The 17,988-nt window shown below is 60.8% G+C and carries 10 protein-coding genes; 9 read left to right on the forward strand and 1 reads right to left on the reverse strand.

Features of this window, described 5'->3' with window-relative positions; all coding sequences use genetic code 11:
• The first annotated feature begins 1 nt into the window (after position 1).
• The 4 genes from O3649_RS02880 to O3649_RS02895 all read left to right on the forward strand — a co-directional run bounded on the left by O3649_RS02880 (position 2) and on the right by O3649_RS02895 (position 8,017).
• Positions 2–1,714, forward strand: coding sequence for a formate--tetrahydrofolate ligase (locus O3649_RS02880; protein WP_005508799.1), 1,713 nt, complete (start codon positions 2–4; stop codon positions 1,712–1,714).
• Between the two features lie 1,317 nt (positions 1,715–3,031).
• Positions 3,032–3,805, forward strand: coding sequence for an MBL fold metallo-hydrolase (locus O3649_RS02885; RefSeq protein WP_314893968.1), 774 nt, complete (start codon positions 3,032–3,034; stop codon positions 3,803–3,805).
• A 126-nt stretch (positions 3,806–3,931) separates the two neighbouring features.
• Positions 3,932–6,820, forward strand: a complete 2,889-nt coding sequence (gene uvrA / locus O3649_RS02890; protein ID WP_371572672.1) for an excinuclease ABC subunit UvrA — start codon at positions 3,932–3,934, stop codon at positions 6,818–6,820.
• A gap of 45 nt (positions 6,821–6,865) precedes the next feature.
• Complete coding sequence (locus O3649_RS02895) at positions 6,866–8,017, forward strand: GNAT family N-acetyltransferase (protein WP_371572674.1); 1,152 nt, start codon at positions 6,866–6,868, stop codon at positions 8,015–8,017.
• Positions 8,018–8,208: 191 nt separating this feature from the next.
• On the opposite strand, the gene O3649_RS02900 is transcribed toward O3649_RS02895, so the two are convergent.
• Positions 8,209–9,708, reverse strand: a complete 1,500-nt coding sequence (locus tag O3649_RS02900) for a glycoside hydrolase family 1 protein (RefSeq protein WP_371572676.1) — start codon at positions 9,706–9,708, stop codon at positions 8,209–8,211.
• A gap of 142 nt (positions 9,709–9,850) precedes the next feature.
• On the opposite strand from O3649_RS02900, the gene O3649_RS02905 reads away from it, so the two are divergent.
• From O3649_RS02905 to thrS, 5 genes are all read left to right on the forward strand, one after another.
• Positions 9,851–10,549 carry a biotin/lipoate A/B protein ligase family protein gene (locus O3649_RS02905; protein WP_371572678.1) on the forward strand — a complete coding sequence of 233 codons (699 nt, stop codon included), beginning with the start codon at positions 9,851–9,853 and terminating at the stop codon, positions 10,547–10,549.
• Between the two features lie 68 nt (positions 10,550–10,617).
• Entirely contained in the window at positions 10,618–11,508 is an 891-nt protein-coding gene (locus O3649_RS02910; protein WP_005505816.1) for a fumarylacetoacetate hydrolase family protein, read from the forward strand.
• Between the two features lie 870 nt (positions 11,509–12,378).
• Complete coding sequence (locus O3649_RS02915; RefSeq protein WP_371572680.1) at positions 12,379–15,093, forward strand: Rib/alpha-like domain-containing protein; 2,715 nt, start codon at positions 12,379–12,381, stop codon at positions 15,091–15,093.
• Between the two features lie 290 nt (positions 15,094–15,383).
• Positions 15,384–15,809 (forward strand): helix-turn-helix transcriptional regulator, encoded by a 426-nt coding sequence (locus O3649_RS02920; protein WP_049356821.1) that lies wholly within the window; start codon positions 15,384–15,386, stop codon positions 15,807–15,809.
• Between the two features lie 132 nt (positions 15,810–15,941).
• Complete coding sequence (thrS, locus tag O3649_RS02925; RefSeq protein ID WP_371572682.1) at positions 15,942–17,975, forward strand: threonine--tRNA ligase; 2,034 nt, start codon at positions 15,942–15,944, stop codon at positions 17,973–17,975.
• Positions 17,976–17,988: the final 13 nt, after the last annotated feature.

Here is a 17,988-nt window from a genome sequence, read left to right on the forward strand (position 1 = left end):
AATGACGAAGAAGCCTTTCCCTTCCGACCTCGAAATCGCACTTGCCGCCGATCTTTGGCCTATTAATAAGATCGCAGCAGACAACGGCATCAGCGAAGATCGCCTTGAACCCTACGGCAAGTATGTCGCTAAGGTCCTCCTCGACGAAACCACTAACGCAGAGACCGCCCGCAAGCGCGGCTCCAAGTACATCGTGGTTACCGCAGTCACCCCCACCCCGCTCGGTGAAGGTAAGACCGCAACCTCCGTCTCCCTCGCACAGGGCTTCGCCCAGACCGGCCGCAAGGCAATCCTGGCTCTGCGTCAGCCCGCAATGGGCCCGACCTTTGGCATCAAGGGCGGCGCAGCAGGCGGCGGCTACTCCCAGATCGTTCCCATGGAGAAGCTGAACCTGCACCTGACCGGCGACTTCCACGCCGTCACCGCAGCGCACAACCTGCTTGCCGCCATGATCGACAACCACCTGCACCACGGCAACGAGTTGCGCATCGACCCGCGCGCAATCGAGTGGCGCCGCGTTATCGACATGAACGACCGCTCCCTGCGCAACATTGTCGTGGGTCTGGGCGAACGCATGGACGGCGTGGTCCGCGAGACCGGTTTCGACATCACCAGCGCCTCCGAAATCATGGTGATTCTCTCGCTGGCAACCTCCTTCAAGGACCTCCGCGAGCGCCTGGCAAAGATCGTGATCGGCCTGAACTACGACGGCGAGCCCGTCACCGCAGCCGACCTGAAGGCTGACGGCGCAATGTCCGTCATCCTGGCAGACGCTATCAACCCGAACCTGCTGCAGACCCTGGAGCACACCCCCGCACTGATTCACGCGGGCCCCTTCGGCAACATCGCAACCGGTAACTCCTCCGTGGTCGCCGACTACGTTGGTCTGGAGTACTCCGACTACGTGATTACCGAGGCTGGCTTCGGTGCCGATATGGGTGCGGAGCGTTTCTTCAACGTCAAGTGCCGCGTCTCCGGCCTGAAGCCGGACGCAGCAGTGCTCGTCGTGACCGTGCGCTCCCTGAAGTCCCACTCCGGCCTGTACAAGATCGTTCCGGGCAAGCCCCTGCCCGAAGGCATGCTGCAGGAAAGCCCCTCCGACGTGGAGAAGGGCGCAGAGAACCTGAAGAAGCACATCGAGATTGTGCGCAACTTCGGTGTTCAGCCGGTCGTGGCAATCAACGCCTTCCCGACTGACTTCGAGTCCGAGCACGAGACCATCCGCCGTATCGCTGAGGAAGCTGGTGCTCGCGTCGCTATCCACCGCGGTGTGGCTGAGGGCGGTAAGGGCACCACCGACCTGGCAGACGTGGTTGCTGAGGCATGTGACGACGTTTCGGATCTGAAGTACACCTACGATCTTGAGGACTCCATCGAGACCAAGATTGAGAAGGTTGCGACCAAGGTCTACGGCGCGGACGGCATCTCCATTGCTCCCGCTGCCGCTAAGCAGCTGAAGCGTTTCGCTGAGCTGGGCTACTCGCACCTGCCCGTGGTTATCGCGAAGACCCACTTGTCCATCTCTTCGGATGCAACCCTGAAGGGCGCACCGACCGGCTGGACCCTGCCCGTGCGCGAGGTTCGCCTGGCTGCAGGTGCTGGCTACGTTTACGCTATCTGCGGTACCATGCGCACCATGCCGGGCCTGAGCAAGAGCCCCGCAGCTGAGCGCATCGGCTTTGACGAGAATGGCGTGATGGTCGGCCTGTCCTAAAGCTTGTTCTAAAGCGGCTGTTCCAGCTGATTTATAGCTAGTGGAGGCGGCGCTCCTTCCCCACAGCGGGGGAGGGGCGCCGCCTTTGCTTGTGGCCCTATGGTGCTTTTGTGGAGTGCTCTGCCCCCAGATACATGGAAGCATGAGGGGCGAATATGAGGTGTGCAACGCTTGAGGGCGGGGGAGCTCTTGAAAACAGAGTGAAACCAGACTGCAACCAAGCTGAAACCTGGCTACAACCAGACTGCAACCAGGGGGAGTGAAGGATCCTGAAACCCCTGGTGGAGGGGTCTTTCAACCTTTCATTGAGGCTTCTAGGGCGCCTGTTTTGAGGGTGAAATTGGTACGTGCTGGTTAATAATTGGGCTCTATTTGTGCTTGAAGGTCAGGTTTTATTAAACAATCTATAGAGGTTGATTTTTTAGTGACACACTGTCTTGCATTTTGTGAAAATACGGCATTGACTAGGTATTTTGCTTTTTGAAAGGGGTTTTAATGGGTGCACTCAGTGAACCTGAAAGTGGGGCTGATGTTATTGTTTTGTAATAAAACCTCTACTTTAGGGGGTACCTACAGGGGTAAAACAGACCAATTGATTTTGCCCTCGCGCGAATAATTGTGCAGATTTTGAACGGTGAGCAGTACATTTTTTCCTGCTCATGAAGTTGCAAGTACTTGAAGATACTTTCACCTTAACCCTCTACTTCCGCAGAATACCGGGCTAAAACTGGGTATTGAACCTTTGGGATTGCCGAGTGTGGAGCTTAAGTTAAAGGTGCACCGAAGTGCCAAAAGAGGGAAATTCTAAAATTATTTTGGGTGAAATAAGTCACGCTAAAACTCGAAAAAAATGAAATTGGTACGTATGGATACCCTAAAAAACACCTGTTTTTATTACAGAATGATTACAATGAGGTGCGGGTCACTAAATCCGGCTCTCCGTACCAAATTGGGTGGTAAAACAGCCCCCAAAAAGTTCGCTACTATTGAGTCATCAAGTAATCGTGAGATTTCCAAAGTCCTCGGGTTGCTTGTGTTTGAGTGAGTGATAGATACCCCTGGGTGTCATGAGAAGCGACTGTGTATCGATGCGCAGTCGCTTCTCTGTTTAACTTTTGAATTTCAGTGGAACCTCAGCCGGGCGGGATCCAGCCGGAACCTAATCCGCGCTGAACCCAATCCGTACCGAGCATGCTCCAGAATCTGTTCCCTGTGCATCCCGCACATGTATCCCGCGCGTTCAACGCCGAATGCGCTGATAGGGGAGCGAACCGCATAGGCGCATGCTGTGCGGTCACAACCCCCTACACTGGAACTATGACTACTTACCCCGAACCCACCCTCATCTTTGAGAACCCTGAACTGACCGTCCGTGCGTTCAGCGTCTCCGAGATGGACAATAGCGTCTACCTCATCACCATGCGCGCCACCGGCGAGCAGGTGCTCATCGACCCTGCAGACGATGCAGAAGAACTCTACGCATTCACTCTTGACGCGCTCCTGAACGACTGCCCGCAGCTTGAACTGGCAGACGGCGAAGAACGCCGCGTGCGCGTCATGGAGAAGGAAGAGGACTTCAACTCCATCAGGCCCCGCGCTATTGGTCTGACCGGCATTCTGGTTACTCACGGCCACTGGGACCACATCCGCGCTATTAAGGAGCTCGACCACCTCACCGGTGCCGTGACCTCCGCGGGTGCAGCTGACGCTGCTGAGATTAAGGAACTGGAAGACTACACCGTCGAAGAGGAGCTGACTGGCGGCGAAAGCTTCGACTTCTACCTCTCTGATACCGTCATCCGCGCCCTGCACGTGCCCGGCCACACCCCCGGATCCATCGTCTACACCCTCGAAACCACCTGGGAAGACGGCACCCCCGCAACCCTGCTGTTCACCGGCGACGCTCTCTTCCCCGGCGGCGTGGGCAAGACCGACTCCCCGCAACAGTTCGGCGAGCTCTTCTCCAACGTGCTCGAAAAGCTCTTCGGCGGCTTCGAAGACGACGCCATCGTGCTGCCCGGCCACGGCCGCTCCACCACCCTCGGTGACGAGCGCCCCCACCTGGAAGACTGGGGCACCCGCGGCTGGTAAACCGCGCCTGACAGTCCACCTCATATAAGTACTGCACCCTCATGCCTTCACCCGCCGCATAATCCCGCTGGTGAAAGGCGTGAGGGTGTAGAATTTAAGTTCGAAGATAAGACGAAAGGATTTTCGATGACACCCCGCCCGGCACACGGTAGCACCGCACTCAAAGCGAACGATCTGACTAGCATCCGGGTTCAGGGTGCCCGCGAAAACAACCTCAAGAACGTAGACCTCACCATTCCGCGTGATGCGATGGTCGTCTTCACCGGCCTCTCCGGCTCCGGTAAGTCCTCCCTCGCCTTCGACACCATCTTTGCGGAAGGTCAGCGCCGCTACGTCGAGTCGCTGTCCTCCTACGCGCGTATGTTCCTCGGACAGGTCGACAAGCCCGACGTAGACTTCATCGAGGGCCTCTCCCCGGCGGTGTCTATCGACCAGAAGTCCACCTCCAAGAACCCGCGCTCAACCGTCGGTACCATCACCGAAATCTACGACTACATGCGTCTGCTCTGGGCGCGCATCGGCCACCCGCACTGCCCCGAATGCGGCGAAGAAATCACCCAGCAGACCCCGCAGCAGATTGTGGATATTCTGCAGGAGTACCCCGAACGCACCCGCCTGCAGATCCTCGCACCCGTCGTCAGCGCACGTAAGGGCGAGTTCGTAGACCTCTTCAAGGATCTGCTCACCCAGGGGTACTCGCGTGCCCGTGTGGACGGCGAAACCGTGCAGCTCTCCGACCCGCCCAAGCTCGCCAAGCAGTACAAGCACACCATCGAGGTGGTCGTCGACCGCATCGTCATTAAGGACGGTATCCATCAGCGCCTGACCGATTCCATCGAAACCGCGCTCAAGCTCGCCGACGGCCGCGTGCTCATCGACTTCGTGGACCGCGAGCAGGACGACCCCGAACGCACCCGCTCCTTCAGTGAAAACCTCGCCTGCCCCAATAATCACCCGCTGCAGATCGACACCATCGAGCCGCGCGCCTTCTCCTTCAACTCGCCGTTCGGCGCATGTAGCGCCTGCGACGGCATCGGCTCTCGCCTGGAAGTAGACACCGAACTGCTCGTACCCAATCCCGACCTGACCCTCGGCGAGGGCGCTATCGCTCCCTGGTCGCAGGGCAAAGCAACCACCGAATACTGGCTACGCCTGCTCGCAGGCCTGGGGGAGGAGCTCGGCTTCGACCTGAACACCCCCTTCAAGGACCTGCCCGCCAAGACCCGCGCCGCCATCCTGGATGGCAAAGACTACAAGGTTGAGGTCTCCTACCGCAACCGATTCGGCCGCGAACGCCGCTACACCTCCGGATTCGAAGGCGTGAAGGCGTACATCAAGCGCAAGCACGAAGAAACCGAATCGGACTTCGCCCGCGACCGCTACGAACAGTACATGCGCCAGGTCGCCTGCCCCTCCTGCGGTGGCGCGCGCCTGAACCCGACCATCCTCGGCGTGAAGGTCGGCGGCAAGTCCATCGCAGACATCACCGACCTGTCCCTGGCTGACGCGCTCGCCTTCGTGCGCGGCCTGCAGCTCAGCGCCCGCGAAGCCAAGATTGGTGAGCAGGTCCTCAAAGAAATTGACGCGCGCCTGCAATTCTTGCTGGACGTGGGCCTGGACTACCTGACCCTTTCACGCTCCGCCGGTACGCTCTCCGGCGGTGAGGCGCAGCGCATCCGCCTCGCAACCCAGATTGGTTCCGGCCTGGTCGGCGTGCTCTACGTGCTCGACGAGCCCTCCATCGGTCTGCACCAGCGCGATAACCGCCGCCTCATCGAAACCCTCACCAAGCTGCGCGACATGGGCAACACGCTTATCGTGGTTGAGCACGACGAAGACACCATGCGCGAAGCCGACTGGATCGTGGATGTGGGACCCGGCGCCGGCGAGCACGGCGGCGAAATCGTGCACTCCGGCAGCTTTGAGGAGCTGCTGAAGAACACCAAGTCCATTACCGGCGACTACATGGCTGGCCGCCGCAGCATTGAGGTGCCCGCCTCCCGCCGACCCGTGGACAAGGAACGCCAGCTGACCGTGCGCGGCGCCCGCGAAAACAACCTCAAGAACGTGACCGTCTCCTTCCCGCTGGGCGTGTTCACCGCGGTGACCGGCGTGTCCGGCTCGGGTAAATCCACCCTCGTCAACGACATTCTATACACCTCCCTGGCGAACAAGCTCAACGGCGCCAAGCAGGTACCCGGCCGCCACAAGAGCATCGACGGCCTGGAACACCTGGACAAGGTCATTCACGTGGACCAGTCGCCCATCGGTCGTACCCCGCGTTCGAACCCCGCCACCTACACCGGCGTGTTCGACCACATCCGCAAGCTGTTCGCAGAGACCAGCGAAGCGAAAATGCGCGGCTACACCCCCGGCCGATTCTCCTTCAACGTCAAGGGCGGCCGCTGCGAGGACTGCTCCGGCGACGGCACCCTGAAGATTGAAATGAACTTCCTGCCGGACGTGTACGTGCCCTGCGAAACCTGCCACGGCAAGCGCTACAACCGCGAAACCCTCGAAGTGCACTACAAGGGCAAGACCATTGCCGACGTACTCGAAATGCCCGTGGAAGAAGCCGCAGAGTTCTTCGCCGCATTCACCCCGATTGCGCGCCACCTGAACACCCTCGTGGACGTGGGCCTGGGCTACATTCGCCTGGGCCAGCCCGCAACAACCCTCTCCGGCGGTGAAGCGCAGCGCGTGAAGCTCGCAACCGAACTACAGAAGCGCTCCAACGGCCGCTCCATCTACGTGCTGGACGAGCCGACCACCGGCCTGCACTTTGAAGACATCCGCAAGCTGCTCGCCGTACTGCAATCGCTGGTTGACAAGGGAAATAGCGTCATCACCATCGAGCACAACCTGGACGTGGTCAAGTGCGCCGACTGGATTATCGACATGGGCCCCGAAGGCGGTAGCGGCGGCGGCACCGTGATTGCTGAAGGAACCCCGGAACAGTTGGCTCAGGTGAAGGGCTCACACACCGGCGCGTTCCTTGCCGAGATCCTGAGCTAGCCGAGATTCTGAACTAGTCAAAAACTTGCCCTAGAGGAAACCTACGTGACTGATACTCAAGGAACCGAACCCACGCGGGGAGCTAAGGCAACCCGTGGCACTGTGAACCGGGGAGCCGTGAACCGTGGTGCTGTGACCACCGTGGACCGTGCGCGGCACATCCTGCACACCCAGCTTGAGGCGGACTTCTGCCAGGCGCCCGGCTCGATTAGTCGCGCCCTTCAAGAGCTACGCGACTACCCGGAAGCCGAGAGCCTGCCGCTACTCGCCACCGTGCAGCCGCCCTCCGAGAAGATGGGCGCCGCACGCCGCCGCAACGACGACATATGGGAGTTGCGCGTCGCCAACTACGCGAGCGTAGGCATTCTCTGCGCCAAGCACCCGCGCGTACTCGAAAAGGCCATCGACTACATGCTCGGCGACCAGTCGAACTGGCTCGGCGATTACGCGCAGCTGCGCCAGCTCAACGAACTGCTCACCCCCTACACCCAGCAGGTTAGCGGCACGAGCATCTACTATACGCCCGGCCGCGCCCTGCTGAACTCGGTCGTACCCGAGGGCGTGAAGGCGCAGGAGGTCAAGTGCGCCGTGCCCGGTGTGGGCATGATGCGCCGCGTCGACCCCGCCGAGCTGAAGGCGGCACTGCTTGCCGAAATTACCGGCGAGCGCACTATTCGCAGGGAGGCGAACGCCTCCGCGGGGGCGCTTGAGGTTGCCCCGGAGGATACGGAAGCGCGCGTAACCCGCCTGCGCGTGGACCTGCTGAGCGAAGAGCAGATTGAGTCGTTCCGCGGGGATAAGCGTTACTCAAACGCCCTGGGCTTTAGCGTGACCCGCCCGGATGTGCTGGTGCTCGCCGCATACCCGGTGGATGAGAACGCATCTAAGGCACCTGATGCACCCGCGGCGGGGGAGAGCCCCGCAAATGCCGACCCGGTAGCCATGGTTGGCCTGAGCGACGATTCGCCGATTATGCGCCAGATTGGCATTGACGTGCTGCCCGCCTTCCGCGGCGCGGGTATTGCGAGCGCCCTGGTGCGAGATGCCGCACGCCTGACCCTGGCGGAGGGTTACCTGCCGTTCTACGGTACGAGCCCGTCGCACATGCTGTCGCAGCGGGTTGCGATGAACGCGGGGCTGGTGCCGACCTGGTGGGAGTACGTGTCCACCAGCCTGAACGACCTGCCCCTGGACTAGAATTGCCCGCGCTGGGTATAACGGACAATAGGTACGCAGCATATGCGCGAAAGCCCCCGAGATCAGAGTCTCGGGGGCTTTTTGCTGCTGAGTTTCGCGTGTTAGCCGCGCGGGGTTCAGCGTGCCGGGATTTTTGCGGAGTTCAGCGTCTAGAGTCGCCGCATAAGGAACAACGTCTAGAGCCTTACCAGTTACAGCTCCGCGCCGTTGCTGGCAATCACCTCGCGGTACCAGTGAAAGGACTTCTTACGGTAGCGCGCCAGGGTGCCGGTGCCGTCGTCGTTGCGGTCCACGTAGATGAACCCGTAGCGCTTGGACATCTGCGCGGTGGAGGCGCTAATCATGTCGATGCATCCCCAGGTGGTGTAGCCGAGCACGTTCACGCCGTCCTCAATCGCCTCGCGTACCGCGTGCAGGTGCTGGCGCAGGTAGTCGATGCGGTAGTCGTCCTCCACGGTGAGCTCACCGTTCACCTCGACCAGCTCGTCGCGTGCGCCCAGGCCGTTCTCCACGATGAACAGCGGCTTCTGCCAGCGGTCCCAGTACTGGTTGAGGACCATGCGCAGGCCGGTCGGGTCGATCTGCCAGCCCCATTCGCTGGCGGGCAGGGTCGGGTTTGTTACGCCGCCGATGATGTTGCCTTCGCCGCGCTCGCCGCGTGCCGGGTCGCCGGACGCGCAGGTGGACATGTAGTAGCTGAAGGACACAAAGTCTACGGTGTTCTTCAGGTCCTCGCGGTCCTGCTCGGTGATGTTCAGCTCCACGCCCTTCTCACGCAGGGCACGCAGGAAGTAGCCGGGGTAGGCGCCGCGCACGTGCACGTCACCGAACGCGAAGTTCGCCTGCTCCGCCTGCATGGCGGCGAGCACGTCCGCGGGGTCGGGGGTGAGCGGGTAGGTGGGCATGGCAAGAATCATGCAGCCGACCTGGGCGCCCGGTGCCAGTTCGCGTGCCGCAGCGGTGGCGCGTGCGGAGGCGACCAGCTCATGGTGCATTGCCTGGTAGAGGTCGGCGTCGCTGAGCTGATCCGCCGGGGTGTTAATACCGCCGGACATGAACGGCAGGTGCAGCATCGAGTTGATTTCGTTGAAGGTCAGCCAGTACTTCACGCGCTTGCCGTAGCGGGCGAATACAGTGCGGGCGTAGCGTTCGTAGAAGCCGATGAGTTCGCGGCTGGTCCAGCCGTTGTACTGTTCGACCAGGTGCAGCGGGGTTTCGTAGTGGCTGAGGGTGATGAGCGGTTCCATGCCGTGCTTTTCGAGCTCGTCGAGCACGCGGTCGTAGAAGGCGAGGCCCGCCTCGTTCGGGGTTTCTTCGTCGCCGCGGGGGAAGATACGCGACCAGGCGATGGAGAAGCGGAAGACCTTGAAACCCATCTCTGCGAGCAGGGCGATGTCTTCGCGGTAGCGGTGGTAGAAGTCGATGCCCTCCAGCTTGAGGTTGTCCTCGGTGGGTTCCGCGGTGCGCGGGTGCAGGCCGCCGGCGGGCAGCACATCCTGCAGGCTGGGGCCCTTGCCGTCTTCGTTCCAGGCACCCTCGAACTGGTTGGCGGCGGTGGCGCCTCCGAAGAGGAACCCGGCGGGGAATGCGCCGAGCGGCTGCGGCTCGGTCAGCGCCGGGTTGGTGCGCTGTTCAGTGCTGACGCGGGGTAGCGCGGTGGTTTGGGCGGTGATGTGCTGGTCCTGATGCACGGCATTCTCCAAGGTGTTTTGGGTCTTTCTTCTACCCTAGCGGAGGGGGAGGGGGATTACTAGGTTTTAGCTACCCGGGTGGGCGTTTTCGCATTGTGGGGAGACGTAGGAGCTGTGGCGGGCGTAACCGTAAAATAGGAACGTGCAGATTATTCGAGAGACCGGCCCCGAATCCGGCGATATCCTCATCCACCACGACCAGACGGTGCAGATGCTCCGCGAGGTGGCAACCGGCAAGCGTGAAGCCACCTTGCGCATGTATCAGCCGAACCCGACGGTCGCGTTCGGCCGCCGTGACGAACTGAACCCCGGCTTCGCGGAGGCCTCCGCGGCGTGTACCGAGCACGGTTTCGAGGTGCTGGTGCGCAAGGTCGGCGGGCATGCCGCCGCCTACCATCAGGGGTGCCTGGTCGTGGACCATTTTCAGCCCGCCTCCGACGCCCGCAGCGGCAACACCCTACGCTACGAACTGTTCGGTTCCATGTACGCGCAGGCACTTCGCGAGGTTGGCGTGGATGCGCGCATGGGCGAGATCCCGGGGGAGTACTGCCCCGGCGAGTATTCGGTGCACGCGCAGCTTCCCGCCTCCGCAGGTGGTGGCCGCATTAAACTGGTCGGCACCGCCCAGCGTGTGGTGACCGGCGGCTGGTGGTTCAGCACCGGCATCGTGGTCTCCGACTCTGCCCCGCTGCGGGCGGTCACCGCGGATGTGTACCGTGCCCTCGGCATGGACCTCGACCCCGCCACGGTTGGCGCGGCGCAGGACGCGAACCCCGCCCTGCTCATGGAAGACCTGGAAGACGCCATCGTTGAGGTGTACGCCCAAAACGGTTTTCACTAGGTTGTTTTATTTCTGACTTTTATCCGTAACTTATTCGATATATCCCCACCTGAAGCGAAGGAGCATCCATGCGTTGGGCGCAGATTAAAGACTCGAAGGGCAGCCGCGCGGTCTGCTTCTTCGAAGAGACCGTGTACGAGCTTCCGGCGAAGCTCAGCCCGCTACTGAATTTCTACAGCCGGTTCCGCCTGAACTTTGGCGACCCGAAGAACGCCGTGGCGATCCTGAAGGAGAACGGCGCGACCGTCATGGGTCACGGCGAGGAGCTGTGGAACTCCCTACCGTTTATTCGCCCGCTGGATAAGCCCGGCAAGATTGTGTGCGCCGGCCTGAACTACCGCGACCATGCCGCGGAAATGAACCTTGAGGTGCCTGAGCATCCGGCGCTGTTCGCGAAGTTCCCGAACGCGCTGATTGGCCCCGGCGAGCAGATCCGCATGCCCGCCGCCGACGGCACCGGCAGCACGAAGGTCGACTGGGAGGTTGAGCTGTGCCTGGTCGTGGGCGCTCGCCTGCGTAATGCCACGGAGGAGCAGGCACTTGAGGCTCTGATGGGGTACACGGTCATGAATGATGTGTCGGTGCGTGACTGGCAGGGTCGTTCTTCGGAGTGGTTCCAGGGTAAGAACTGGGATGCGATGACTCCGTTTGGTCCGGTGATTGTGAGCCCCGATGAGGTTGACCCGGTTGCCGGCCTGGAGCTGGTCTGTGAGGTGGATGGTGTGGTGCGTCAGCGCGGCACGACGGCGGATATGGTGTTCACTCCGGCGCAGCTGCTGTCCTATATTTCGCGGTTTATGACCCTGGAGCCGGGCGACCTGGTGGCGACGGGTACCCCGGCTGGGGTTGGTTTGTCGCTGCATCCGCGTCAGTGGTTGAAGCCGGGTCAGACGGTGCGCACCCGCATCGAGGGTATTGGCGAACTGGTGAATGTCTGCTCGGAGGCGGGTGCGCTGTAGCTATTCGGTAGCTCTGTGAGTAACCGCTATTGAACCCACCTGAACCCACGGAGGCGGGTGCGGCACCTGCTATTGGGTGCACCGCAAGGCACCCACAAATGAATATCTATGCACCCCGCATGTATTTTTGAGGCGCATGCGGGGTGTTTCTATGCTTTCTAAAGCTCCCGGTGGGCGGCTTGGAATTCTTGGAATGTACAGTGAAGGGCGTCCTGCGCGGGGGAGTGTGGTGCATGCATGGTTACACACTGTTAAACACACGCAAACTTTAAACTTTGACCCGAATTTTAGGGTTTTGGGTGGGTTTTGTGGGTCTATAGGGATGAAACAAGGGGGTGCTCCCCGGTGGTGATTGTGACTCGAAAGTGATCGATTGGGCTGATAGAAGCCCCTGTTTCAGTGACTGAGACCATATCTGCCTTTGGTGCGGAATCCCAAATTGTGGTCACGTGTGAGAAATTCAACAGACCGTTTTGGCGCGTCATTCCGGGAACTTTGAGGTTGAGGGTTTAGTTTCCCGTGCGCATTTTTCGTTTTTCTGAAGCTACACTCGCTTGACTAGGGGTAAAGCTAAAACACTGCGGTGCAAATTCCGAAAACCTGAACATCTATCAATGCACACAGGTGTAAAGAAATATGAGTCTAAGCTTGAACCTTTAGCAAAAAATTGGTGCCCTGAATCACAAACTCGTTTTGCGTTCATCCCAAAGACTATGTAGGGTATGGGGATTATCTGAGAGTTTCCTGAGAATTCCTGCCAGAAGATCAGAACCCGCCCGGGTACACCCTCAGATGCATATTTCACTCACGTCCGTGTTTGTTCATACAAACGCACTCACTCAAACAAGCCGACACGAACGGAAGAAAAACATGACCACAACTGCAACCAAAAACCCGGCACAGCGCCCGGCAAACCGCCGCCGTGCCACCATCGCTGCCTCCGCAGCACTGGCAACCGTCATCACCGGCGCGAACCTCCCCGCTACCTTCGGTGCAACCGCCTCCACCCGTAACGTATCCGGTACCACCTGCGTCGACGCAGGCTACCGCACCGTGCCGACCCTCGCTAACATCACCAACGTCGCGCCCGGTCCGACCTGCTACTGGAACCCCGACCAGCAGGCGAAGACCATCGACACTCTCGCACCCGTCAACTCCTCCCTCACCAAGGAGCAGCTGACCACCACCGAGAACACCTCGCCCCTGAGCGGCAAGCTCGCCAGCGACTCCTTCGCAGCCCAGAAGCTCACCGGCACCGAAGCCGTCGCGCCCAACAGCAGCGAAATTAGCCGCACCTTCCTCGAATACAGCGGCGATGCGGGCAACCATCCCGTCACCACCGCCATCAACGGCGGTACCCTCAAGAAGATTCGCACCCAGACCGTCGGCGGCCACGAGAATATCCCGACCCTCGCCGTGAACTCCGCGAACCCGCACCAGGAGTACGTCGAGGTCGTCTCCCGCGACCAGCGCGTCAACGCTAACGCGGAGAACAAGCGCATTCTCACCGGCGGCATCCCGATCCCGAACTGGCTTGCCGAGGACCACGGCCTCTCCGGCGACCAGTCCGTCGCCCTGTACGACGAGGCGACCGGCATCTGGCGCTCCTACTTCAAGTTCGTCAAGGATGCAGACGCACAGACCTACACCAGCACCGCCCGTGTGCAGGTCGGCGGCGGCAACGCGTCCACCCCCAAGAGCGCCAAGATTCAGTACGACAACGTTGGCCGCGGCAACGCAGGCCAGACCGTCACCATCAAGGCGCCCGTCAGCATTGACGTGAAGTCCGGCAACGCCCGCACCTCCTACCCGATTGCTCGCGGTGCGAAGTTCCGCCTGGCGAAGAACGTGCCCGGCGCGTCCATCAACGAGACCACCGGCGAGATTACCTACAAGATTCCCGCAGGCACCCGCGGCACCGTGGACATTCCCGTGGCGGTTGACTACCCGGCAACCTACCACGTGTCCTCCGGCGGTTACATGCTCGCTAAGCCGAACTTCGGCGGCGTGGGCGAAGACAACTACTGGCTGACCCTCAAGAACGGCACCTCCTCCGTGGTGGGCCTGGCAAATGAGCTCACCCAGATTGGTGTGGACGAGCTCAAGGCCGGCAAGATCAACCACATGGTGTCCATCACCGCGGCTGACTACGCTGCACTGGTCTCCTCCTTCCCCGCGAAAGGTACCGACGGCAAGATTGACGCGAGCAAGTACCCGAACGCACCCCGCGCAGGTCAGCGTGGCTTCCTGCCCGCAAGCTTTGATGTGGAAGAGCACCTGGCAAACACCGGCCACGCTGACGACCAGCTCACCCGCATGATCCTGACCGCAATGAAGGAATACGGCTTCATCCTCACGGACCACAACCTCTTCACCAACGCATTCAACCTGGAGGCGGCAAGCTCCTACGCGCCCTACGCCCGCCAGGGTAAGAACGTGTATAAGGAAGACCCGCAGCTGGCGGCAATGTTCGCGAACTTCGTGCCCAGCGGCTTCACCGGCAACCAGTTCCCCTGGCAGCAGGTGCAGTGGATGCCCGTGAACTACACCGAGTCCGCTGAGAACACTGCACGCCGCGAGGGCACCCAGGTTCTGCCGCAGAGCAACAACCAGGCTGCCGACTCGAACGCTGACGCGCACAAGATTGCACGCCCCGTGACCGTGCGCCGCTCCGCCGTGCGCACCCCCAAGGCCGTGCGCATCAGCGACGCCGAGACTCAGAACGCGGCAGTGAACCAGGCTTCGGACGCCGTGAAGTTCAAGTACCCCTCGGATTCCTACGGTAAGACCGGCACCGGCTCCGGCGTGTTCTACCAGCCCGCCGAGCACCACGCCACCGTCTACTCCGGCGAGACCGCAGTCGCGCAGAGTGTTCACCAGTCGCACAAGGTTTCCCCGAACTACCGTTACGCGCGCGACTACAACTTCCAGGAAATCCAGCAGACCCCGAACTTCCGCCCCAGCCGCTGGGTCAACAAGGAGAAGGTCAACACTGCTGGCGGCCAGTTCTCCAGTGCGGAGACCGGCATCCGCTTTGCCTCCAACGGCAAGACCGGCACCTACTCGATCGATCTGAACACTCACGAGGTCACCGGCACCACATGGGATCTGCGCCGCGACAACGGCACGAACATCACCGTGAACCGCACCGGCAAGGCACCCGCACGCATGTCCGATGTGAAGGCGAAGAAGGGCTCAGCCGCACAGCTGTACTCGATCCCGCTGAAGGTACACGTGGTCGACAAGAACAGCCCCATCGCACGTGAGGACTCCGTCTCCCTGTACTCGGGCACCACCCAGAACGTGGCAGTCCTGAACAACGACGAGGCATCCTTCGGCGCATACAGCCGCGGCGAAACCGTGAAGAAGCTGGAGCTGCTCAACCAGCGCGGCCAGGCCGTCAGCGCATACAGCGACGAATACGGCACTTACCGTGTGGTGACCCTGCCCGACGGCACCCAGGGCATCGCGGTATCTGCTAAGAATAAGCAGGGCTTCGCGCCGCTGGTCCGCTACCGCGCAGTGACCGACAAGGGCGTAAAGTCCGCTGAAGGTTACCTGCAGGTGGCAGTCGCTAACCGCTAAGGGCCCGCTAGGGTTGCATGCCCGCGAGCTGATGCGCAGTTAGGGCACGGCGCTAGGCATTATGACCGCAATGTGATGAACCGCTCTAGGAGGGCGGTGGTCCACGACGTTGCCGCCACAATGACAACGCACCGACAGCTGCAACGGCATCGGATCAGCCGCATACAGCGCACCAGCAACACCAGCGAGCATCAGCGCACATAGGGGAGAGGGGCACGCTCAAGAAAGCACGCCGCGCAGGCGTAACTTCCTTGACGTGCCCCCTTTCCTGTACATAAGGTGAAAATACTATGACTCAGAGCCAGCACACAGACCAGACCGAAACTAACACCACCCACACTGACCATGCCCACGAGCATGCATCGGACCATACCCACGAGGCGCCCACCAACGCGCCCCTCCTCGAAGGCAGCGGCCCCAAAGACTGGGAGGAACAGTTCGGTCCGTCCGTGGCGATTTTCTCTGCGCTCGCGAACCCGCTACGCCTGGCGATTGCGCACCACCTGATGCACCGCCCGCACAGCGTGAGCGAACTGCACACCTGCCTGGGCATTTCGCAGCCGCTCGCCTCGCACCACTTGCGCATCCTGCGTGAGGCGCACGTGATTGACCGTGAGCAGCAGGGCCGCACCACCATTTACCGCCTGAAGGACGACCATATTAGCCACATTGTGGTTGACGTGTATGAGCATACGCGTGAGCATCATGCGGACTAGTTTGCCCTCAAGCTGAGCGTTGCCTGGGAGCCGTTGTAAGATGGTGTGTGTCCGTGCACCAGTACAGTGCGGAATAGTATGCGCACCGGCGGCGCCCCGAGTGGCACGCTTGCGCCTGAGTTAAGGAGACTTATGTCTGCCGCTGATTCTTCAGCAATTGTTATTAGCGTTTCTGGTGAGGAGCGCGAGGTCACCGCGAAGACTGCCGCTGAGCTGTTCGCTGACGACCCGAAGATCGTTGTGGCACGCGTGAACGCCGTGCTTGTTGATCTCTCCCACGAGCTGTCTGCTGGCGACTCCGTTGAGCCGGTTTTCATTCACGAACCGGACGGCCTGAACGTTCTGCGCCACTCTGCCGCGCACGTGATGGCGCAGGCGGTGCAGGAGTACCGCAAGGACGCCAAGCTGGGCATTGGCCCGTACATTACTGACGGCTTCTACTTTGACTTTGATGTGGCTGAGCCGTTCACCCCGGAAGATCTGAAGAAGATCGAGAAGTCGATGATTAAGATCATCAAGTCCGGTCAGCTGTTCCGCCGCCGTGTGGTCACCCACGACGAGGCTGTCGCCGAGATGGCGAACGAGCCGTACAAGCTGGAGCTGCTCTCCCTGACCCAGGGCCCCGGTTCTGGTGCGGATGCTGCCGAGGGCGCATCCGTGGAGGTCGGCGAGGGTGAAATCACCATTTACGACAACGTGCACCCGAAGACCGGCGAGACTGTCTGGAAGGACCTCTGCCGCGGCCCGCACCTGCCGAACACCAAGCTGATTGCTAACGGTTACGCCCTGATGCGTGCCGGTGGTGCGTACTGGCGCGGTTCTGAGAAGAACCCCATGCTGCAGCGTATTTACGGTACCGCTTGGCCGACTAAGGAAGAGCTGGTGGCGTACAAGGAGCGCATCGCTGAGGCGGAGCGCCGTGACCACCGCCGCCTGGGTCGTGAGCTGGACCTGTTCTCCTTCCCGAAGAACATTGGCCCCGGCTTGCCGGTGATTCACCCTAAGGGTGGCGTGATTAAGCGCGAGATGGAAGACTATGTGCGTACCCGCCACATTCAGGAGGGTTTCCAGTACGTCAGCACTCCGCACATTTCGAAGGAAGACCTGTTCTACACTTCCGGTCACCTTCCGTACTATGCGGACGGCATGTTCCCGCCCATGGAGCTGGATAACGGTCATTACCGCCTGAAGGCCATGAACTGCCCGATGCACAACGAGATTTACCGTTCTCGTGGCCGTTCGTACCGTGAGCTGCCGTTGCGTTTCTTCGAGTTCGGCACCGTGTACCGTGATGAGAAGTCCGGCGTGTTGCAGGGTCTGACCCGCGTGCGCATGATCAGCCAGGACGACTCTCACTCGTATGTGACGAAGGAGCAGGCACCGGACGAGGTGCGTCACCTGCTGAAGTTCATGCTGAGCCTGCTTGAGGACTTCGGCATGACTGACTTCTACCTTGAGCTGTCCACCCGCGACACTGAGGGCGATAAGAAGGATAAGTTCATCGGTACCGATGAGCAGTGGGAAGAGGCTACCGCGGTTCTGGAGCAGGTTGCGAAGGAGACCGGCCTGGAGCTCGTTCCGGATCCCGGTGGAGCTGCGTTCTACGGCCCGAAGATTTCGGTTCAGGCGAAGGACGCTATCGGCCGTACCTGGCAGATGTCGACCGTGCAGTACGACTTCAACCAGCCGAGCCGTTTCGGTCTGGAGTACCAGGCTGCTGACGGTACCGTGCAGGAGCCGGTCATGATTCACTCGGCGAAGTTCGGCTCGATTGAGCGCTTCCTGGGTGTGCTGACCGAGCACTATGCGGGTGCGTTCCCGGCGTGGCTCTCGCCGGTTCAGGTCATTGGTGTGCCGGTGGCTGAGGCGTTCAACGACTACATGACCGAGATCGCGAACAAGCTGCGTGCGCACGGCGTGCGTGTTGAGGTGGATTACGGTTCGGATCGCTTCACGAAGAAGATTCGTACTGCGTCTACTGAGAAGGTTCCGTTCATTCTGATTGCCGGCGGTGAGGATGCGGAGCACGGTGCTGTTTCGTTCCGTTTCCGCGGCAACAAGCAGGAGAACGGCGTGCCCGTGGATGAGGCTGTGGCACGTATTGTGGAGCATATCCGCAATCGCGTGAACGAAGACCCCAAGCCCAGCACGGAGGCTGCTGAGTAGTACTAGGCTTTCT

This window comes from Rothia sp. 27098_8_29 (genome assembly GCF_041432785.1).
GTDB classification, from domain to species: Bacteria; Actinomycetota; Actinomycetes; order Actinomycetales; family Micrococcaceae; genus Rothia; species Rothia mucilaginosa.